The sequence below is a fragment of the Streptomyces sp. NPDC005262 genome, assembly GCF_042872425.1.
Taxonomy (GTDB): Bacteria; Actinomycetota; Actinomycetes; order Streptomycetales; family Streptomycetaceae; genus Streptomyces.
The window spans coordinates 502,456-523,427 of record NZ_JBIAKK010000002.1; the positions used below are offsets into that span (position 1 = coordinate 502,456).

At 70.7% G+C, this 20,972-nt stretch carries 13 protein-coding genes and 1 pseudogene; 6 read left to right on the plus strand and 8 right to left on the minus strand.

Annotated features, from left to right (window positions below; genetic code table 11):
* The first annotated feature begins 86 nt into the window (after nucleotides 1-86).
* The 5 genes from ACFYP5_RS07475 to ACFYP5_RS07495 all read left to right on the plus strand — a co-directional run bounded on the left by ACFYP5_RS07475 (nucleotide 87) and on the right by ACFYP5_RS07495 (nucleotide 5,779).
* Entirely contained in the window at nucleotides 87-2,057 is a 1,971-nt protein-coding gene (locus ACFYP5_RS07475) for a hypothetical protein (protein WP_389031838.1), read from the plus strand.
* Between the two features lie 366 nt (nucleotides 2,058-2,423).
* A complete protein-coding gene (locus tag ACFYP5_RS07480) occupies nucleotides 2,424-2,756 on the plus strand; it encodes a hypothetical protein (protein WP_389031841.1) in 333 nt (110 codons plus the stop codon).
* 242 nt (nucleotides 2,757-2,998) lie between these two features.
* Nucleotides 2,999-3,904 carry a metal-dependent hydrolase gene (locus ACFYP5_RS07485; RefSeq protein ID WP_389031844.1) on the plus strand — a complete coding sequence of 302 codons (906 nt, stop codon included), beginning with the start codon at nucleotides 2,999-3,001 and terminating at the stop codon, nucleotides 3,902-3,904.
* 3 nt (nucleotides 3,905-3,907) lie between these two features.
* The gene (locus tag ACFYP5_RS07490) at nucleotides 3,908-4,987 is read left to right on the plus strand and encodes a PDR/VanB family oxidoreductase (protein ID WP_389031846.1); all 1,080 of its coding nucleotides are present in this window, start codon (nucleotides 3,908-3,910) and stop codon (nucleotides 4,985-4,987) included.
* Nucleotides 4,988-5,056: 69 nt separating this feature from the next.
* On the plus strand, nucleotides 5,057-5,779 hold the full coding sequence (locus ACFYP5_RS07495) for a TetR/AcrR family transcriptional regulator (RefSeq protein ID WP_389031849.1): 723 nt from the start codon (nucleotides 5,057-5,059) through the stop codon (nucleotides 5,777-5,779).
* Nucleotides 5,780-5,791: 12 nt separating this feature from the next.
* Here the strand turns inward: ACFYP5_RS07495 and ACFYP5_RS07500 are convergent, their stop codons facing one another.
* Nucleotides 5,792-6,142: a 5-carboxymethyl-2-hydroxymuconate Delta-isomerase gene (locus tag ACFYP5_RS07500; RefSeq protein ID WP_389032950.1), complete on the minus strand. Its 351-nt coding sequence runs from the start codon at nucleotides 6,140-6,142 to the stop codon at nucleotides 5,792-5,794.
* Between the two features lie 58 nt (nucleotides 6,143-6,200).
* Between ACFYP5_RS07500 and ACFYP5_RS07505 the strand changes: the two genes are divergently transcribed.
* A complete protein-coding gene (locus ACFYP5_RS07505) occupies nucleotides 6,201-7,046 on the plus strand; it encodes a DUF4253 domain-containing protein (RefSeq protein ID WP_389031851.1) in 846 nt (281 codons plus the stop codon).
* A gap of 78 nt (nucleotides 7,047-7,124) precedes the next feature.
* Here the strand turns inward: ACFYP5_RS07505 and ACFYP5_RS07510 are convergent.
* From ACFYP5_RS07510 to ACFYP5_RS07540, 7 genes and pseudogenes are all read right to left on the minus strand, one after another.
* Nucleotides 7,125-8,120, minus strand: a pseudogene (locus tag ACFYP5_RS07510) (ATP-binding protein); the annotation flags it as partial.
* A gap of 264 nt (nucleotides 8,121-8,384) precedes the next feature.
* A complete protein-coding gene (pulA, locus tag ACFYP5_RS07515; protein ID WP_389031854.1) occupies nucleotides 8,385-13,697 on the minus strand; it encodes a pullulanase-type alpha-1,6-glucosidase in 5,313 nt (1,770 codons plus the stop codon).
* 405 nt (nucleotides 13,698-14,102) lie between these two features.
* Entirely contained in the window at nucleotides 14,103-15,809 is a 1,707-nt protein-coding gene (locus ACFYP5_RS07520) for a carbohydrate-binding module family 20 domain-containing protein (RefSeq protein WP_389031857.1), read from the minus strand.
* 419 nt (nucleotides 15,810-16,228) lie between these two features.
* The gene (locus tag ACFYP5_RS07525; RefSeq protein WP_389031860.1) at nucleotides 16,229-17,287 is read right to left on the minus strand and encodes a LacI family DNA-binding transcriptional regulator; all 1,059 of its coding nucleotides are present in this window, start codon (nucleotides 17,285-17,287) and stop codon (nucleotides 16,229-16,231) included.
* Nucleotides 17,272-18,948, minus strand: coding sequence for a glycoside hydrolase family 13 protein (locus ACFYP5_RS07530; protein ID WP_389031862.1), 1,677 nt, complete (start codon nucleotides 18,946-18,948; stop codon nucleotides 17,272-17,274). Before ACFYP5_RS07530 ends, ACFYP5_RS07525 begins: the two co-directional genes overlap by 16 nt.
* A 99-nt stretch (nucleotides 18,949-19,047) precedes the next feature.
* Nucleotides 19,048-19,947, minus strand: a complete 900-nt coding sequence (locus ACFYP5_RS07535) for a sugar ABC transporter permease (protein WP_030926205.1) — start codon at nucleotides 19,945-19,947, stop codon at nucleotides 19,048-19,050.
* A complete protein-coding gene (locus tag ACFYP5_RS07540; protein ID WP_093774773.1) occupies nucleotides 19,944-20,957 on the minus strand; it encodes a carbohydrate ABC transporter permease in 1,014 nt (337 codons plus the stop codon). Before ACFYP5_RS07540 ends, ACFYP5_RS07535 begins: the two co-directional genes overlap by 4 nt.
* Between the last annotated feature and the right edge of the window lie 15 nt (nucleotides 20,958-20,972).

A 20,972-nucleotide genomic window follows, 5' to 3' on the forward strand; every position in this document is an offset into this window, starting at 1 on the left:
CCCATCGGCGCGGCCGAACGGCAGGATCGGGGAGCGGCGGCCGTACGCCGGAGTGACCATCGCACGATTCGCTCGTTCTGCTGAACGTGCGCCCACTGCCAGAAGTACCTTCCGCCGCCGCCCCGGTGGATGGGGAGCAGGTCGATGTGGAGCAGGCCGAAGCGGCGCTCGTCGAGCATTATCCGCGGCTGGTCCGGCTCGGCTATCTCGTCCTGCCGCCCTCCCTCGGCCGCAACCGCCGCGTGCTGACCGCCCACTCCCTCGCCCAGCGGTCCCTGCCGCCGGGACGCCGGACGACGTTCGCCGCCGGGGACGGCATCCCCCTCCCCCGCCGGCCCGTCGGTACGACCGGGGTCGACCCGGGCTATGCGCTCATCCGGCAACGGGTGCTGCGTACCGCACTGCAGGCCGGCCTTCCCCTGCGCCGGCCGGCCTGGCCGCGACGGGCCCAACTGCCGCCGTTGCTTCCGCTGGTCTGGGGTCTGCGACTCTTCCCGCACTCCGGCGGCGCGGACGAACTCGCCCTGGACCAGGCCCTGTCGGCGCTGTCCGGTCCGGCCCGCGCGGCACACGTCCTGCGCGGCCTGGAGGGTCTCGCGGACGGCGAGGTACGGCGGGTGCTCGCCGCCGCCGGAGTCGCGGACCCGCATGCGGCGCTGATGGAGGCCGACGCGGTGGCGGCGCCGTACGCGCTTCTGGCCTCCACGGAGTTCGACCCCTGTTCCCTTCAGGCCCGCCCGCCGGATCTGCTCCGCCGCCGCCGGCGCGCGAAGGCCGCGCTGGCGGCGGTCGCCGCACTGCTGGTGTGCGGGGCGCTGCTGGGTCTGCCCGGCAACGGCTGGGGCCGGGACCCGGCGGCCGCGCCCCTGTACTCCCGTAACCCTGCGGCCGAACGGGCCCTGGAACCAGCGGCGTTACGACGCGTGAGGCCGGCTTTCTGGCAGCGCTCGCCCCGTACCGACTTCACCGCCTGGCCCACCCGCGGGGACCGCACCGACGACGCCCGGCTGCTGCGCCGCGCACTCGCCGTCTGGGCGCGCCCCGGCGCAGCGGTGCGGTCGTCGACGACGCCGGGGACGCCGGTCGGGCCGCCGATGGGCTCCCCGCAGCTGCTGTACGCGGGCGAGGTGGGGACGGCCTCGGTCGTGCTGTTCTACGACGGGTTGCGCGTCGTGCGCTACGCGGAGGCGCGCAACGCCGATCCGACGCAGGGCGCGGCGCTCGACTTCGCGCGGGTCGACAACGCGGACGCGACTTCCGCCGACGCCCTGATCGTGAGTCGTGGGCCGCGCACGGTCCGCTATCTGACGGCGCCCTGGGTCCGCGGGGTATCCGTACGGAATCTGCTCGCCCCTGGCCGGGCCGCCCGGGCCCTGCACCGCGACCGCAACGGCGTCACCGATGCACTGCCGAGCCCGGCGACGGCCGCGCGCTGCCACTCCTGGTCCGCCGTCGAGATGCACGCCGGCACCTCGACCCGGCTGCTGACGGACCTCGGCGAACTCGCCCCGGCGCGGCTGACCTCGGGGTCGCCCTCGGCGCCGCACGACGTGTCCGGGCGGGCGGATCGGGAGAGCTGGGCGCGGACCGCCTGTCTGCTGACGGCGGTCCGGTCGCGCGGCGTGCGGTCGGTGAACTCCTGGCCGTACGCCCGGCAGTGGCTGCCTGAGGGCAACGGCTACGCGCAGTGGTTGTGCACCCGGGCGGAGACCTGGCGGGGCACGGGGAGCAGGGTTTTCGCCCAGTTCCAGGTGCCGTCCACGCCCCCCGCCGCAGGCGGTGTGGTGTCGCCGGGAGCCGTCGCGGCGCGCGCCGAGGATTCACCGGCCTGCGGGGTGCGGGATCCGCGGGTGCTGGCGGGTGTGCTGTGGAAGTCGCGGGGCGGCCGGTGGTACGTACTGGCGGCGGGCAGCGAGGAGTTCGCGTCGCTGACGACGTCCGGCGGGGTGGGGGGCCGGGCGCGGGGGCATCTGCTCGCGGTCCCGGCGCGGGCGGGCGACCGGGCGCAGCTGAGCGGGCTGCTGGCGGACGGTCGGCGGGTGGGCGCCCTGCGCTGACCCCGTTCTGCCGCGCCCTTTTGTGCTGCACGCCCCGATCCTCTGCTCCGAATGGCGCGCGGCGGCGGACCGGCCGGCGTGCCCCCGGAGTGGGACGCGCAGTCCCCGCCGGACAGGCCCGCCCCCACTGCCTCGGTGAGAACCAGCAGGTGGGGCGGGGTGCCGAAGAGCGGGTGGCGATGGAGACGGGGGAGGCAGACGGAGGTACACGGATTGCCTACAGGACTCGGTTCCACGATCAGCGGCATTGCAGCAGATCGGGTGTCTTGGAGCGCGTGGCGCGGTCGTCAACGGTCGTCGGGGGGCGACGGTTGCGAGGTCAAATCCGAGCAGGCGGTTCGCCGCCTGCTGCGACAGGAGATTTCTATGCATGTTCCACGCTTCGCTGCCGCCGTCTGTGTGGCCGCCGTCGTCGTGCTCGGCGGTGCCGGCGCAGCTCAGGCCGCCGCCCCCAGCGCTGTCGGCGTCGCCCACTCCGTGCAGGTCAAGGACGGTCGGCACGGGGATGGCGACCGTTGGGACGACGGACGCTGGGGCCACGACCGCCACGACCGCCGCGACCACGGACGCTGGGGCCACCACCGCAACAATGGACGCTGGGGCCACGACCACCGCAACCACGGGCGCTGGGGCCACAACCGCCATGACCGCGGACGCTGGGGCTACCAGGACTGGTTCCGGGACTACCGCTCCCGCTGATCCGATCCGAACCGCAATTTGAACTGGGCCCGTGGCGCCCTCCGCCGAGGAGGGCCGCCACGGGCCCGACGCGTGCCCCCGGCCCGGGCCGCGCCGCCGACCGGGCACCGTCCGGGGCGAACTACCGGCAGTCGCCGGGACGAACGCAACGGACAGCGCCCTTTGCCACCCTCTGGTCAGCGACTGCAGGAATTCGCTGCACGCCCCTGTTCCCCCTGCGTACCCGTCAGTACATTGACAACATGTCTAACACGCAGCCAGCGGCGGTCGCGTCGGAGCGAACCGAGCTGAAGGCCCGCAAGGTCTCGTTCGCCTGGGAGAGGACTCCCCTCCACTGGGTGCCGGGCGACCCCTTCAGCACGCACACGATGAATGTGCTCCATCTGCTGCTCCCGGCCGGGGAGCGGTGGTTCATCCATGTGTACCGGCAGGTGCTTCCGTACATCCAAGACGAGCAGCTGCGACGCGACGTGATCGGGTTCATCGGCCAGGAGGCCGTGCACTCCCAGGCCCACGACGACGTGCTCCCCCACCTCAAGAAGCTCGGGCTCGACCCGACCCCGTACACCGCACAGGTCGACTGGTTCTTCGAGAAGCTGCTCGGCGACCGGACGCTGCCGCCGGGGCGCGCCCGCAAGTGGTGGCTGATGGAGCGGGTGGCGATCATCGCGGCGATCGAGCACTACACGGCGTTTCTCGGCCACTGGATCCTGAACTCCGAGGCCCTGGACCGCAAGGGGGCCGACCCCACCATGCTGGACCTGCTGCGCTGGCACGGCGCGGAGGAGGTCGAACACCGTTCGGTGGCCTTCGAGGTCTTCATGCATGTCGACGGCGGCTACCGGCGCCGGGTGCGCACCTGGGGACTGGCCTTCTCCGCCCTGGTCTTCCTCTGGCAGCGCGGTGTCCGCTTCTTCATGGAGAACGACCCCAGCCTGCTGGACGGCAAGGCGTCGTTCAAGGCGTTCTACGACAGCGGCAAGCGCGGCACCCTGCCCTCCACGCCCGCCCTGCTGCGCTCCATCCCGCGCTATCTGAGCCACTCCTACCACCCCTCCCAGGAGGGCAGTACGGCGCAGGCCATCGACTATCTCGCCCACTCGCCCGCGGCCCTGGCCGCCGAGGCCCGTACGACGGGAACCCACTGACCCATGGCACTGCCCCGCCTGCGCACCGTCCTCCTCGTGACCGGCGCCGCGCTGCTCGCCAAGCGCGCCCTGCACCGCCGCATCGAGAAGTCCCCGCTGTGGCCGCTGCCGGCCCTGGAGGAACCGGTCTCGGGCCACTCCGGCCGCCGCTCCACCACGACCCGCCACCTGCTGATCACCAAGCGGACCATGCCCGCGGACGGCGTGGTCCAACTCCGCCTGGAGGGCACGGACCTCCCCGCCTGGCAGCCCGGCGCCCACCTGGACCTCGTCCTCCCCTCGGGCCTGGTGCGTCAGTACTCGCTCTGTGGCGACCCGGCCGCGCCGGACACGTACACGGTCGCGACCCGGCTGGCCGAGGACGGCCGCGGCGGTTCACGCGAGGTCCACGCCCAGCTGCACGAGGGCGTGGAGATCGAGATCCGCGGTCCCCGCAACCGCTTCCCGCTCATCACCGAAGCCTCCGCGTACGTCTTCGTCGCGGGCGGCATCGGCATCACCCCGATCCTCCCGATGCTGCGGACGGTTGCCGCCTCCGGCGCCGACTGGCGACTGCTCTACGGAGGCCGTACGCGCGCCTCGATGCCGTTCCTGGACGAGATCGAGAAACTCGGCGCGGAAGGCGACCGCGTCACGGTCGTACCGGAGGACGAATCCGGCCGCCCGGACGTGGCGGCAGCCCTCACGGACCTCGCGCCCGGCACGGCGGTCTACTGCTGCGGCCCGGAACCCCTGATGGACGCGGTCACGGCCGCAGTTCCGGCGGACTGCACCGTCCACCTGGAACGCTTCACGGCGGCGGCCACATCACCGGCCGGTTCCGGCGCCTTCGATGTGGAGCTGCACCGCACCGGCCGTACGGTCCGGGTCGCGGCCGGCCAGTCGGTCCTGGCCGCGGTCCGCGAGGAACTCCCGTACGTCTCGTACTCCTGCGAACAGGGCTTCTGCGGAACGTGCCAACAGCGCGTGCTGGAGGGCGAGATAGACCACCGCGACGAACTCCTGACGGACACGGAACGCGACGACTCGATGCTGATCTGCGTGTCGCGGTGCCTGGGTGAGCGGCTGGTGCTCGATCTGTAGGGAGGTGTGGGCGCGGGCCGCCCGGACACCACCGGGCCGCCTACTCGGCCCGGTCGGTACGCTGGTGGCATGACGACCGGGGTGCGGCGCAGGATGGGCGTCGATGAGCGCAGGCAGCAGCTGATCGGTGTCGCGCTGGAGTTGTTCAGCCACCGCGCCCCCGACGAGGTGTCCATCGATGAGATCGCCGCGGCCGCCGGGATCTCCCGGCCGCTCGTCTACCACTACTTCCCGGGGAAGCAGAGCCTGTACGAGGCGGCGTTGCGACGGGCGGCCGATGAGTTGGCGGGGCGGTTCCTGGAGCCGCGTGAAGGGCCCCTGGGGGCCCGGCTGTTGCGGGTCATGGGGCGGTTCTTCGACTTCGTGGACGAGCACGGGCCCGGGTTCTCCGCGCTGATGCGGGGCGGGCCCGCGGTCGGGTCGTCGACGGCGAACGCGATGATCGACGGGGTGCGGCAGGCGGCGTACGAGCAGATCCTCGCCCACCTGGGGGTGGAGGAGCCTCCTGCACGGTTGGAGTTGGTCGTGCGGTCGTGGGTGTCGCTCGCCGAGTCGACGGCGTTGATCTGGCTGGACGGGCGGCGGATTCCCCGCGCGGAGCTGGAGATGCAGCTGGTGCACGACTTCGCGGCGCTGGCCGCGGTGAGTGCGGCGTACGACACGGAGATGGCGGGCATCGTGCTGCGGGTCCTCGCCGAGGAGCCGGTCGACGGGCCGTTCGGAGATCTGCTGACGCGGCTCTCCGCCTTGTCGCCCGCCGTGCCGGCTGTGCCCTCGCAACGGTTGTCCTGACGACGGCAGGGGTCAGCGCTTGCGGTAGGACGCGTCCAGGTCGCGGGTCTCGGCCGAGGCGTGGACCGTGAGGCCGTCGGTGGGCTTGATGTGTGCGCTCGCCAGCTCCAGCACGGACTCGGTGAGCTGTGCCTTGATCTCGTCGGAGCGGCCGGGCAGCAGGCCGATCGAGACGTGCAGGATGGCGTCGCCGGTGACGGCGTCGGCCACGACGGACTCGTCGACCCGGCGGAAGCGGGTCTTGCAGGCGGCGATCTTCGTGGTGACCGTCTTGGCGACCAGCGGGTGCAGGGCTTGTGCGAAGCCGCGGCGGTCGAAGGCGTCGTCGAGTTCGGCGGAGTAGTCGACGGTGATCTGCGGCATCAAGTGCTCCAGGGTGCGGTACGGACCGTTGTCAGACTTCACCTTTACGGTGATCAGCATGACCGCACAAGGGAATTCGCTGCTCACCCTGGACTCCTCGGGGCTCGCACTGCCGCCTGGCGGCCTCCTGCACGGGACACTCGACGGCACCTGGCCCGAGCCACTGCTGTGGGTGTCCTCGCAGGCGGTGGACGAGGACACCTGGAGTCGGGTGTCCTCGGCGTCCGGGGCCGTCGGGCTGCGGGCTGTCGTCATCCGCTCGCGGAAGGGGCAGCGGGTCGAGGAAAGCTGGGACGGGGCACTGTGGCCTCAGGGCGTCACGGACCCGGGTGCCATCGACGCCGGCGAGCAGCTCGCGGGGTGGTGGACCAGGTACGCGGCGCCGGAGCCGGGCGAGGACGCCGCGGAGGACGCGGAGCGGGTGGCGCAGCTCGCGCCGTTCGGACGCAGTTGGCCGGGGCTCTGTTCGGCCCTCGCACCGGAGGCGGACCCGGAGATGCGCGCGGCCGAACTGGCGGCGGAACTGCTCGACTTCGAGGACGACGACCCGGAGGGTGAGGACGGCGGCAGGCTCGCGCTGATACCCGCCCGCCGCAGCGCGGACGTGCCGGCCGCCATCGGCTGGACGGGCCCGCTGAACTACGACAACGACGCGGCGCCCTTCTCCGCCGTACTGCGCTCGTGGGAGGACCGCTTCGGGATACGGGTGGCGGGCCTGGAGCCGGACATGCTGTACGTCTCCGTGGCGGCCCCGCCGACGACGATGACCGAGGCACTCGCCGTGGCGGCGCAGCACTTCGCGTTCTGCCCGGACACCGTGTGGCAGGGCTACGAGGAGTCCCTCACCGAGTACGCCGCGGTGCGGGTGCTCGGCAAGCGCGCCTGGTCGTTCTGGTGGGACTGACCGACGTCACCTGGGGCCGCGCCGGGTCCGGAGGGTCCGTTACGGCGCACGGTGAGGCGCGTCGCGAGGCGTCGAAGGTTCCTCGCCGAGCTCGGCGAGCCACATCCGGCCGTACTCACGGATGGTGTCGAGCATCCGGTGCCGCCCCCCGTCCCGTTTGACGACGGACTTGGCGACCAGTCCTCTCAGTGCGGTGACCACGCCGTCCTCGGTGAGCGGCCCCTCGGCGCAGACCTCACGGGCGGCCGCTTCGTCGAAGTCGCCGCGCAGGACGGTCAGCCGGGCCCAGAGCAGCCGTTCCAGCGGGGTGCAGAGTTCGTGGCTCCAGCCGATCGTGGTGCGCAGGGTGCGGTGGCGCGGCGGCCACAGCGAGGAGTCGGTGAGTACGTCGAAGCGGGAGCCGATCCGTGCGGCGACCTGCTCGACGGTGTGCCGGCCGATGCCTCCGGCGGCCAGTTCGATGGCGAGCGGGATGCCTTCGAGGCGGCGGCAGATCTCGGTGGCGGCCTCGGCGTCCCCCGGTGCGTCGAAGGTGACGTCGGGGTCCGCGGCGCGGGCCCGGTCCTGGAACAGGGTGAGTGCGTCGGCCGCCCCTTCGACCGGCAGCGGCGCCACCTCGATGAGCTGCTCGCCCTTGATGTCGAGGGGCTGTCTGCTGGTGGCGAGCACGGTGAGGCCGGGCGACGTGGTGAGGATCTCGCCGAGCAGATGGCCGCAGGAGGGGCGCAGATGTTCGCAGGAGTCGAGGATGAGCAACAGCTGTTTGTCGGTGAGCCATTCACACAGGGCGTCGACGGGCATGCACAGGGTCTGGCCGGAGAGGCCGACGGCGTCGGACACGGTCGCGACGAGCGGCCCGTCGCCCTGGAGCGGGGAGAGATCCACCCACCGGACTCCGTCGCGATGGGCGGGTGCGGCCTGCCGGGCGGCGCGGACCGCGAGTCTGGTCTTGCCGACGCCGCCGGCTCCGACGAGTGTGGTCAGCCGGCAGGCACCAAGCGTGTTGTCGAGCCGGGCGAGTTCCGCCGTGCGTCCGACGAAGCTCGTCGTCTCCTCGGGAATGTTCCCCACCATGGTCACCGTCACTGTCACTGTCCGGCACGCGGCACGCTCGAAACCTGCACCGCCGGTGGAGCGCCGGGGGCACCCTGCTCCTTCCGCCGGACGGCCGGGGCGGGCTGAACCGGCCCGCCGGCCCGTACGGCGTGGGTACACACCCATCGCCTGTGCGTACGGGACAGCGGGCCGTGACCGGTCCATGTGGTGGGAGGGGCGCGCCCGGGAGTCTGGGATCCGGCTCACTCCCCGGCGGCTGCCCTCAACGTAGTCCTGTCCAGGTCACCTCAGGGAGAACACGGCCACCGTGCGTCCCGGGATGGTGAAGCTTCCCGAACTCCTCTCGTACGAGGCCTCCTTGACAGTAGAATCCGCCCCCGCGGCCTGGACGGGGTGCAGGGCGTAGTCCTTCCCGGCCAGCTCCGCGATCTGCTGGTGCTCGGTGCCGGGGGTCGCGTTGAGGACGATCACCAGTTTTCCGAGCCGCATCGTGATCACACCGGGCGTCTCGTCCTTCCCCGAGAGCGGGAACGACAGGGCGGACTGCACCTGCTCCGTGGTGGAGAGGTCGAACTCCTTCTCCGTCGTACGGATGGTGAGCAGGTCCTGATACGCGGCGGACGCACCGTTGATCTGCGCGCAGCCGGGGCTGAGCGCGGCGGCGGTCAGCAGCGGCTTGGCATACGACCACTTGGACTCGTTGTCGGCTGCCGGGGGAAGTCCGCGGCCGAAGCCGTTGCCGTCCCGGCAGTCCCAGTGCAGTGCGTTGAACCAGTCGCCACTGTCGAACGAGTTGCGGTCCAGGGACTTGGAGCGCAGCAGGTCCGAGCCTGCCTGGGAGAGCGACGGGCCCTGCGAAAGGGTGGCGGTCGCCATCGCCAGAACCTGCATCCTGGCCCGGTCGGCGGCCGAGGTGTCCGCCGGCAGTTTGAAGGCGAGCGCGTCGTACAGCGACTCGTTGTCGTGCGCGTCGGCGTAGGCGAGGGCGTCGCCGGGGGCCGCGGCGTATCCGGCGGGGGCCCCGTTGTAGTCGACACCCGAGCCCTTGACCGTGCGGCCCGAGGAGTCGGTGAAGGTGTAGTCGGCGAGGTTGCCGGTCAGACCCACCTTGATCAGGTCCTGGTAGTGGAGCAGCCGGGCTTTCTGTTCGGCGCGGCTGCCGTTGGCGGTCGAGGTGTTGGGGTCGGTGTACAGGCCGCTGGCGAAGCCCTGGACGCCCGGGTCCTCGTCGAACGGGCCGCCGCCGCGGACGGCGTCGCGGGCCCGGTCGGAGAAGGTGGCGATGCCGGTGCCGGCCATGTTCTTCTGGGTGGCCTGGACGAACCGGGCGTCGTCGGCGATCTCACCGAAGTTCCAGCCCTCCCCGTACAGGATGATCTTCTTGCCGTCGACGCCGTCCTTGGCCACCGTCAGCGCGTCGAGCGCCTTGCGCACGGCGAGGATGTTGGCCTTCGGGTGGTGGCCCATCAGGTCGAAGCGGAAGCCGTCGACCTTGTACTCCTTGGCCCAGGTGACGATCGAGTCCACGACGAGCTTGCCCATCATGGTGTTCTCGGGCGCGGTGTTGGCGCAGCAGGTGGACGTGGCGACGGTGCCGTCGTCCAGGAGCCGCTGGTAGTAGCCGGGCACGATCCGGTCGAGTACGGACTTGTCGTCCTGGCCGGCGGCAACGGTGTGGTTGTAGACGACGTCCATGACGGTCCGCAGTCCGGCACCGTTCAGCCCCTGCACCATCTGCCGGAACTCGACGGTACGCCGGGTGCCGTCGGGGTCGGAGGCGTACGAGCCCTCGGGGACCGTGTAGTGCAGCGGGTCGTATCCCCAGTTGAACCCGTCGTTCGCGGCGGCCTTCGCCACGCACGCCTGCTGCTCCTCGGAGTCGGGGGCGTACACGGACAGGTCGCAAGCCGGCTTCTGCTGGGCCGACTTCTTCTCGGGGATGGTGCCGATGTCGAAGGCGGGCAGCAGATGGACGTAGCTCGTGCCGGAGTCGGCGAGCTCCTTGAGGTGCTTCATCCCGTCCGAGCGGGTGTCGGTGAAGGCGAGATACTCGCCCGGGTGCTTGGACGTGGGGTCCGCGATCGAGAAGTCGCGGATCTGCAGCTCCTGGATCTGGGCGTCCCGCAGCGGGACCGCGGCGGGCTTCTTCAGTCCGGTCCAGCCCTTCGGCGCGAGTGCCGGGGCGTCGAGGTCCACGACGAGGCTGCGGGCGGAGTCGGTGGTCAGGGCGGTGGAGTACGGGTCGGTGACCTTGTTGGTGACGATCTTCTGGACGGTGGGCGCCCACACCTTCACCACGTAGCGGTACGGCTTGCCGGTCCACTGCGCGGTGCCGGTGACGGACCAGACACCGGTGCGGGCGTCGCGCCGCATCGGGATGTTCTTCCCGTCGAGTTCCAGGGCGACGGTCTGCGCGGTGGGAGCCCAGACGGAGAGCGTGGGGCGGCCGTGGCCGAAGACCGGACCGAGCGCCGCGGCGCTCGCGCTCTTCCCGTACAGGTCGTCGAGCACACCAGCACTCTGTACGCCGGTGGCGGCGAGCAGAGCGCCGTTGGCCGCGCGCTGCGTGACGATCAGCTGGCCGCGCAGCGCCTCGCGGACCCTGTCCCGGTCACGCGGGTCGACGGTGAATGCCGGATAGTCCTTGAGGTGCGGGTACTTCGCCTTCTGGGCGTCGGTCAGTGTGGACGGGGTGAGCCGCAGCCACCGGCCCTCGTCGGAGAGCGCCCCGTCCACGACGGAGATCGCGCCGTCCTTCGCGTAGACGAGCTGCTGGCTGGTGGCGTCGCCGGCCTTCACCTTCCACACGACGGTGTCGGAGTCGATCCACTGTGCCTCGGCCTTGGTGAGGTCGGGGGTGGGCACACCGCCGGTCTGCGGCAGCAGATAGCCGGGCTGTCCGGCGATCATCCACACCTCGTGGTCGTACGTGCCGATGTCGAGCGACTGGTCGCTGGGGAGGTCCTTCTCGTCACCCTTGTGAAGGATGTAGCTGAGCGAGGTGGCGCCGTCGGTGAGCGGCACCTCGAAGGTGACGCCGTAGGCGTCCTTCTTCACCGGCTGGAGCGGCTTGGACCAGTCCGTGGGTTCCTTGGCACCGGTCCAGGTGTGCAGTCCCCAGCCGTCGTAGTCGCCGTCGGCCCGGTGGTAGTGCAGGACGGCCTTCGTCGTGTCCTGCGCCGGATAGGCGCCCTCGGGGGCCTCGTCGGCCTGGCCGTCCTTGCCCTGCTCGATCCAGACCTGCCCGGTCCTCGCGAGGTCGACGGTGCGCAGCGGCCCGTCGGCGGTGCCGTCCTTCTCGACGGTGTACGGGACGGAGGACACACCTTCGTCGAGCTTGATCCAGGCGAACGCACCGTAGGCGTCACGCCCGGTGAACTCGACGGACGTGTCGCCCGACTCGATGTGCCAGCCGTCGTAGTCGCCGTCCGCGCGCCTGTAGTGGACGACGGCGTAGTCGCGCTCGACGGCGACGGGCTTCCCTTCCGCCGGGGCCTGTCCCGCGGTCGTCGAGGCGAGGGCGCTCGCGGTCCGCCCGGCGCGGTCGACGACGACGGCCTTGTAGCGCAGCGGCGTTCCCGCCGTCACCTTGCTGTCCAGGTGCTGGGTGACCTTGTACGGGGCGTGGTCGGCGGAGCCGAGGGTGACCCATGTGCCGTTGCCGGTCTGGGCGGCGAAGACGACCCGGTCGAGGGATCCGCCGTCGACGTCCGCGGAGATCTCCACGGTGCCGGTGGCTCCGGCGGCGGGTGCCGTCAGCGTGATCGAGGGCTTGGCGGCCGGGGCGCCCAGGGGCTTCTCGGCGCGCAGCACGACGCCGGCGAGTGCGGGCACGGTGACGGTGATCTTCTTGTCGGAGCCGCTGCGGACCGTACCGGAACCGCCGTACAACGTACGGAAGTTCATGGCGGCCGAGGCGGTGGGCAGCTCGACCGTCTTCGCAGCGGTGCCGTTGTTGACGGCGACGACGTACTCGTTCGACCGCTCGGGGTCCGTACGGGAGAAGGCGTAGACGGACCCTTCCGCGTACCGCTCGGTCTGGACGCCGTCGCGCAGGGCCGGGTTCTTCCTGGTCAGTTCGGAGAGCTCGGCGATGTTCCGGTACAGCGGGTGGCCGGTGTCGTACGCGTCGGAGGCGTGCGTACGGTCGGTGCCCAGCTGGTCGTCGTCGAGGTAGTCGGCGGTCTTCGAGGCGAACATCGTCTGGCGGGCGTCCTTGTCGCCACCCGCGCCGGTGAAACCCTGCTCGTCGCCGTAGTAGACGACGGGGTTGCCGCGGCTGAGGAACATCACCTCGTTGGCGAGGCGGGCCCGGTCGACCAGCTCGGCGTCGTCGGCCTTCGGGTTGTCCTGCTTCAGGAACGTGCCGATGCGGCCCATGTCGTGGTTGCCGAGGAAGGTCACCTGCTCATAGGCGTTGGCCTTGTCGGTGGTGTACCGGTAGTCGTCGCCGAAGACGGCGGCGAGCTTCGAGGCCGGGGCGCCCTGCGAGGCGTACTGCCGGGCCGCCTCCTGGAACGGGAAGTCGAGCGTCGCGTCGAGCCGGCCCCGTGTGACGTACGGCGAGGTGAGGGCGGTGTCGGCGGAGTAGACCTCGCCGAACATGAAGAAGTCGTCGCGGCCGTGCCGGGCGGCGTAGGTGTCGAGGGCGGTCGCCCACTGGGTCCAGAAGTCCAGGTCGACGTGTTTGACCGTGTCGATCCGGAACCCGTCGATATCGAAGTCGCGGACCCACTTCTCGTAGATCTTCTCCATGCCGGAGACGACCTCGGGGCGCTCGGTCCACAGGTCGTCGAGGCCGGAGAAGTCGCCGTACGTGGTGGACTCGCCGGCGTAGGTCGAGTCACCGCGGTTGTGGTACATCGTCGGGTCGTCGAGCCAGGCCGGGACCTTCTCCCCGGTGTTCTTCGGCGTGTACGGGAAGGAGTCCGCGTCGACCTTCGCCAGGCCCTTGCTGTCGTCGAAGGGGCGGCCGTCCCGGTCGAGGTACGGGTAGGCGCCCTTCGGCTTGTACCCGTACTTCTTCTCGGCGTAGTCGACGGTGTCCGCGGTGTGGTTGGTGATGACGTCGAAGAAGACCTTCATGCCCTTGCCGTGGGCCTTGTCGATCAGTTTCGACAGGTCGGCGTTGGTGCCGAAGTGCGGGTCGACCTGGGTGAAGTCGGTGATCCAGTAGCCGTGGTAACCGGCTGATGCGTCCTTGCCGGTGCCCTGCACTGGGCGGTTCTTGAAGATCGGGGCGAGCCAGATGGCGGTGGTGCCGAGACCTTTGATGTAGTCGAGCCTGTCCGTCAGGCCCTTGAGATCGCCGCCCTGGTAGAACCCCTTGTCCGTGGGGTCGTAGCCGGTCTCCAGCCGTGAACCGGTGAGCCCGCCGCGGTCGTTGGAGATGTCTCCGTTCGCGAACCGGTCGGGCATGACGAAGTAGAACTGCTCGCGGGTCAGATCGTGCCGGGCGGGCTGAGCGGCGAGCGCCGCGTCCGACGGCGGGCCCGGGGGCCTCGGCGCAGCGGAGGTGGCTGCCGCCGGAACGACGGGTATGAGCGCCGCGCACAGAGCGGCGACGGCTCCCCGTCTGAGGGAGGTACGGGACACGGGGCAGGGTCTCCTTGGTTGCGAGGGTTATGGGTTCTCGGGGTGGACGGTCTTGTGGGGTGCACCGGAGGTCGGTGCCGCATCGGGACGTCTCCTCGGGTGCCGCAGACTCCCCGACACCGTGGCGAAACCGTCCTCCTACGGCGTCACCCTGCGGGGATCGCCCGATACGTCCCCTCCCGACGCGCCGTCCGACAGGACGCTGTCGCCCCGGTACGGAGGCCTACGGGAACCCTGGGGCGGGGGTGCACCAGGGTGATCCCCCGCAGGACGACGCAGTGACTGCACAGTTGCCCTACGGTCGGGAGTCTGCGGCGTCCGGGAAGACGCCCTGGTGGACCCCCGACCCCGGTTCAGCCCCCGGACCGGGACAACGTGGTCCGCCGCCCCGGTCCGGGAAGGACCTCAGCTTCGCCAGACGTCGCTCGTCAGCGACACCTTGCCCGACGACGGCACCGTCGCCGTGCGGTTGGCACCGCTTTCCCACGTGACGGCGCCGCTCGCGTCCTTGCGGACGTACTTGTACTCGAACGACGTACCGGCGGGCATGCTCACGTCCAGCTTCCAGATTGGGTACGTGGCCGGGTCGAGCTTGAGCGCGCTGTCGGTGTTCCAGTTGCCGAGCGCGGACTGGTTCCCGGTGACGTAGATGTTCTGGCCGAGCTGGGTGGTCGCGTTGACACCGAAGGAGGCGCCGGAGGTACCCGCACCGGGGTCGGTGGTGCCACCGCCGCCGCAGGTACGCGCGTTCACCTGCAGTGCGACAGCGGTGTTCGCGCCGAGCGTCGCGGTGAACTGTCCGGAGCCGTTGACGGTCACCCCGTTGCCGGACTGGATGTCGCAGTAGTCGCCGGCGGGCAGCGAGGTCTGGAACGTACGGGTCAGCGACGAGCCCTCGTGGTTGATGGCGGCGTACGCCTTCGACCCGCGGCCGAACGCGATCTGGTCAGCGCCGTTGTCCCACCAGTTCGTGACGGCCTCGCCGCGCGCGGCGTTGCGGAAGCCGACCATGGAGGAGATCTGCGGCCAGGCGTGCTGGCACTTCCAGCCGTCGCTGTAACAGGCGTTCACCGTGCCGCCGTTGGGCGGCCCCGCGTCCTTGTCGGACCACTCGTAGCCGGAGTGGACGTCGGGCGAGCCGTACGGCCAGGCCAGCATGAAGACATTCGCGAGGGTGTAGTTGGCCCCGTCCTTGTAGTTCAGGGTGTCGCCGCCGCGCTCGGTGTCGTGGTTGTCGACGAAGACCCCGGCCTTCGAGGATGGCATGAATCCCCAGCCCTCGCCGAAGTTCTTCAGTTCGGCGAGGTTCTCGTTGTTGAAGACCTGTTTGAGGCTGCGGGCGTAGCGGAACTCCTGGACGTCCCCGGTGCCGGTGTACTCGTCGGGCGAGACGGCTTCGCCGGCCCCGTAGATCGCCTCCTGCTTCCAGTAGACGCCGGGGTCGGTCAGCCGGGACTTGATGTTGGCGAGGTCGCTCGCGGGCATGTGCTTGGCGGCGTCGATGCGGAAGCCGTCGACGCCGAGCGAGCGCAGGTCGTCGAGGTATCCGGCGATCTTGCCGCGGACGTAGTCCTCACCGGTGTCGAGGTCGGCGAGCCCGACGAGTTCGCAGTTCTGGACGTTGGCCCGGTCCTGGTAGTTGCTGATCTGTGCGGTGCAGTCGTCCATGTCGGACGAGGAGTACAGGCCGGGGTAGTTGTACTTCGTGTACGAGGAGCCGCCGGTGCCGGTTCCCGAGCCGGCCGACATGTGGTTGATGACGGAGTCGGCGACGACCTTGACGCCCGCGCTGTGGCACGTGCCGACCATGGCGGCGAAGGCCGCGCGGTCGCCGAGCCGACCGGCGATCTTGTAGCTGACCGGCTGGTACGAGGTCCACCACTGGCTTCCCTGGATGTGCTCCTGGGGCGGCGAGACCTGGACGTAGCCGTAACCGGCCGGGCCGAGCGTGTCCGTGCAGGCCTTGGCGACGGAGTCGAATTTCCACTCGAACATCACGGCGGTGACGTCCTTGGTGCCGGGTGCGGACGCCTGGGCGGGGGCGGCGGTGGGGACGAGGGCGGCGGCGCCGGCTATCAGGGCGAGCGCTGCAGACAGCGGTCTGCGTGCCATGTCTTTCCTCCTGCGGTGGGGGAAATGCGGGGATGACGGTGCAGCCTCACGTGGCAACGCGTCCTGCCCTCAAGGCTTCTGAAGGTTCTTGCTGCAAGAATGCAAAGCTTGCCGCGGAGCTGACCGTACGAGCCCGCCCCATCTGGGTCAACCCCCTGGACACGACCCGCTCACATCCACGAAATCTCGCATTTTTCTTCCTGCAAGGACTTACGCAAGATATTGCGACACTGTTAAGTTCATCCCGACTCCGGCCCGGTCGGCCGGGGGCCCCGGCACCCCAGGGGCCCCACGCGCCCGGCCGGCCGGGCCGGTCACGGCAAGAGAGGCACCCGGAGTCGCTCACTCCCCGCCGGCCCTGTCCAGGGCCGACTCCTGGTGCCTCTCCTGTGCGTGCCGCCGTCTGCTCGGCCAGGCCGTCAGGCGGGCCGGACCGCGGCGGTGGACCCCCGAACCACCAGCTCCGGCTGGAACACGTACTCCGTGCGCTGCACGGGGCTGCCGCCGATCTCCTCCAGCAGCGCGCCGACCGCGGCCGCCGCCATCGCCTGTACGGGCTGCCGCACCGTCGTCAGCGGCGGATCGGTGAACGCGATGAGCTGCGAGTCGTCGAAGCCGACCACCGACACGTCGCGCGGCACGTCGAGTCCGCGGTCCCGGGCGGCACGCACCACGCCCAGGGCCATCAGGTCGCTTCCGCAGACGATGCCCGTGCACCCCTGGTCGAGCAGCGCCCCGGCCGCGACCTGGCCGCCCTCGACGCTGAACAACGTGGAGCAGACGAGGAGTTCCGCCTCGGCGCGGGTCAGGCCCAGCAGCTTGGCGGCGGCGTCGACGAAGCCGTCCCGCTTGCGACGGGACGGCACATAGCGCTGCGGCCCGATGGCCAGGCCGACCTTGCGGTGCCCGAGTTCGGCGAGATGTCCGACGGCCATCCGCACGGCGGCGGAGTCGTCGGGCGAGACGAAGGGGGCGCTGATCCGCTCGTTGTAGCCGTTGATCAGGACGAACGGCACGCCGCGGTCGGTGAGCGCGGCGTACCGGGAGGGGTCGGCCGACAGGTCGGCGTGCAGCCCGGAAAGGAAGACGATGCCCCCGACGCCGCGTTCGACGAGCTGCTCTACGAGCTCGTCCTCGGTGGCGCCGCCGGGCAGTTGGGTGCAGAGCACCGGGGTGTACCCGTGCCCGGCCAGGACCTGCTCGACGGACTGCGCGAACGCCGGGAAGATCGGGTTGGTGAGCTCGGGGGTCACCAGTCCGATCAGCCCGGCGCTGCGCTGCCGCAGCCGTACCGGACGCTCGTAGCCCAGGATGTCGAGCGCCGCGAGCACCCGCTGACGCGTGGTGTCGGCGACGCCCGGCTTGCCGTTGAGGACCCGGCTGACGGTCGCCTCGCTGACCGAGGCCTGACCGGCGATGTCCGAGAGCCTCAGCGCACCGCCGGTCCTGGGCAGTGGGACGGTCACCCCGTCCACCACACCGTGGTGTCCGCGGGCAGCTCGATCTCGGCGCCGTCGGTGACGACGGGGCTGCTGGACAGCAGCACCTGGCCGCGGACCGGGATGCGAACCGGCCGGCCGGTCGTGTTGACGGTGCAGACGAAGCCGGGGCGGGCGAAGGCCAGCAGCCCTTCGGGGGCGTCCAGCCACTCCACGGCGGTCCCGGCGCCGAGCCCCGGGTGCACCCGGCGGGCGGCGAGCGCGGCCCGGTACAGCTCCAGTGTCGAGCCCGCCCTGCCGGTCTGGGCCTCGATGCTCAGCTCACCCCAGCTGTCGGGCTGGGGCAGCCAGCTGCCGCCGTCGCCGAAACCGTAGGAGCTGCCCTCGCGGGTCCACGGGATCGGTACCCGGCAGCCGTCGCGGAAGCCGTCCTGCCCGTCGGCGCGGAAGAACGACGGGTCCTGGCGGGCCTCGTCGGGCAGGTCGGTGACGTCGGGCAGGCCGAGTTCCTCGCCCTGGTAGACGTACGCGGAGCCGGGCAGCGCCAGCATCAGCAGGCTGGCGGCACGGGCCCGGCGCAGGCCCATCTCGCGGTCGCCCGCGGTGCGGATCTGGGTGCCGAGGCCGGGCGGGTTGGCGAACCGGGTGGCGTGCCGGGTGACGTCGTGGTTGGACAGCACCCAGGTGGTGGGGGCGCCGACCGGGCGCATCGCGTCGAGCGAGACGTCGATGACCTTGCGCAGCTCGGCCGCGTCCCAGTCGGTCGACAGGTACTGGAAGTTGAACGCCTGGTGCATCTCGTCGTGGCGCACGTAGTTGGCGGTGCGCTCGACGGTCGGGGTCCAGGCCTCGGCGACGGCGATGCGGTCGCCGGGGTACTCGTCGAGGATGGTGCGCCAGGAGCGGTAGATCTCGTGCACACCGTCCTGGTCGAAGAACGGCATGACATCGTTTCCGAGCAGCTTGAGCTGGTCGTGGGCGCCGAGGTCGGGCAGGCCCTCGGCCTTGACCAGACCGTGGGCGACATCGACGCGGAAGCCGTCGACGCCCATGTCGAGCCAGAACCGCAGGATCGAGCGGAACTCGTCGGCGACGGCCGGGTGTTCCCAGTTGAAGTCGGGCTGCTCGGGCGCGAACAGGTGGAGGTACCAGTCGCCGGGGGTGCCGTCCGGGTCGGTGGTCCGGGTCCAGGCGGGGCCGCCGAAGATGGACTCCCAGTCGTTGGGCGGCAGTTCGCCGTCCGCGCCCTTGCCCGGGCGGAAATGGTAGCGCTCGCGCAGTGCGGAGCCGGGGCCCTCGGCGAGGGCGCGCTTGAACCACTCGTGCTGGTCGGAGGAGTGGTTGGGCACCAGGTCGACGATGATCCGCAGGCCGAGGTCGTGGGCGTCCCGGATCAGCGCGTCGGCGTCCAGCAGCGTGCCGAACATCGGGTCGATGGCGCGGTAGTCGGAGACGTCGTAGCCCGCGTCGGCCTGCGGCGACGCGTAGAACGGGCTGAGCCAGACCGCGTCGACGCCGAGGTTCTTGAGGTACGGAAGTCTGTCCCGTACGCCTGCGAGATCGCCCATGCCGTCACCGTTGCCGTCGGCGAAGCTCCGCGGATAGACCTGGTAGATCACCGCGTCCTGCCACCAGCCGGTGCGGTGGCCCGGAGCAGCGTCGGACGTGCCGGTGGAGGGGGCAGCGAGGTGCTGGGTCATGTCGTCCCTGAGGTGTCTGGGTGGGGAGCGGCGCCGGGACCGGGTCGGGGATCCGGCGCCGCCGTTCCTTGGTGCGTGCGGGTCGTGCTGCTGGGTGCGTCAGCCCTTGACGGCCCCGGCGGACATGCCGGTCACCAGGTGGCGCTGGGCGAAGAGGAAGACCAGGGCCGCGGGTATCGCGATGAGCACGGACGCGGCGGTCATCGGCCCCCACTGGGCTCCGTACTGGTTGACGAACTTCTGCAGCCCGCCGGCGAGCGTGAGGTTCTCGTCACCGACCATGAAGGCGGAGGCGTAGGCGACCTCGCCCCAGGCGGTGATGAAGGAGTAGAACGCGGTGACGGCGAGGCCGGGCTTGGCGAGCGGCAGGATCAGCCGCCAGAACGTGCCGAACGGGGTGAGGCCGTCGACCTGCCCCGACTCGTCGATCTCGCGCGGGATGGTGTCGAAGAAGCCCTTCATCATCCAGGCGCAGAACGGCACCGCGATGGTGAGGTACGTGATGACGAGGCCGGCGGGCTGGTTGAGCAGGCCCAGGCTCGACATGATGTTGTAGATCGGCACGATGAGGACGGCGACCGGGAACATCTGGGTGATCAGCAGCGTCCACATCAGCCCGCGCTTGCCGGGGAACCGGAAGCGGCTGACGGCGTAGCCGGTGGTGGCGGAGACGAAGACGCCGAGGACGGTGGTGAGCCCGGCGATGACCAGCGAGTTGCCGAACCAGGTCAGGAACTCGGTGTCCTTGATCAGGTCGGTGTAGTTCTCGAAGGTCGTGTCCTTGAAGAAGTCCGTCGTCGTCGCGTACGCGGCGGGCTTCAGCGAGGTCAGCAGGACCCACAGCACGGGGAACACGGCGATCACGGAGGCCACGATCAGCGTGAGGTGCAGTCCGACGGAGGCCAGCGGCGAACGCTCGCCGCGCAGCCGGACCTTGCGGGCCGAGTGGCGCGCGGTGGGGGCGGCGCGCCGTGCGGTGGGTGCGGGGGCGGTGGTCACCAGTTATCTCCCTGCGTGCGGAGGACTCGCCGGTAGACCGCGGCGAAGAGCATCAGGAGGACGAGGATCAGCACGCCCCAGGTGGAGGACTGCGCGAAGTCGCGCGGGCTGATCTCGAAGGAGAACTTGTACGCCTGGGTGACCAGGATCTGGGTGGCCTCGCCCGGTCCGCCGCGGGTCAGCAGGAAGATCACCGGGAACATGTTGAACGTCCAGATGGTCGACAGCAGGATCACGGTGGTGGAGACCGGCCGGAGCCCCGGCAGCGTGATGTGGCGGAACCGCTGCCAGGCGGTGGCACCGTCCATCTCGGCGGCCTCGTACTGCTCGCTGGGGATGGACTGCAGACCGCCGAGCAGGGCGACCATCATGAACGGCACACCGAGCCACACATTCACGGCGATGACGGAGAGCTTCGCCCAGGTGGGGTCGTTGAGCCACGGGATGCCGTCGATGCCGGCACCGGAGAGGATCTTGTTGAGCAGCCCGCGGTCCTCGTTGTAGAGGAAGCGCCAGGCGAAGACGGAGACGAAGCCGGGGATGGCCCAGGGCAGGATCAGCGCCATCCGGTAGGCGGAGCGGCCGGCGATCCGGCGGTTGAGGATGTTCGCCAGGGCCATGCCGAGGACGAACGTGACGCTCACGCAGGAGACCGTCCACACCAGGGTCCACCCGAGCGTGCCGAGGAACTGGTTGCCCGTGAGCGCGTCGGCGTAGTTGTCCAGGCCGACGAACTTGTACGTCGCGGGCATGTGGTTGACGCCGATGGACCGTTCGACGTTGCGCTCATTGGCGTCGGTCAGCGACAGGTAGATGCCGCGGACCAGCGGGTAGCCGATGATCACGCCGATCACGACGACCACCGGGGCGACCATCGTCCAGGCGTACCAGTGGGTCGACAGAGTCCGCCGGAACCTGCTCGGAGGTGGGGTACCAGTACCGCGGCTCCGGCCGCGGGCGACATCGTCGCCCGCGGCCGTTGCCACCGACTGGCTGGTGTGGACAGCCATCAGTCGGCCTGCCTT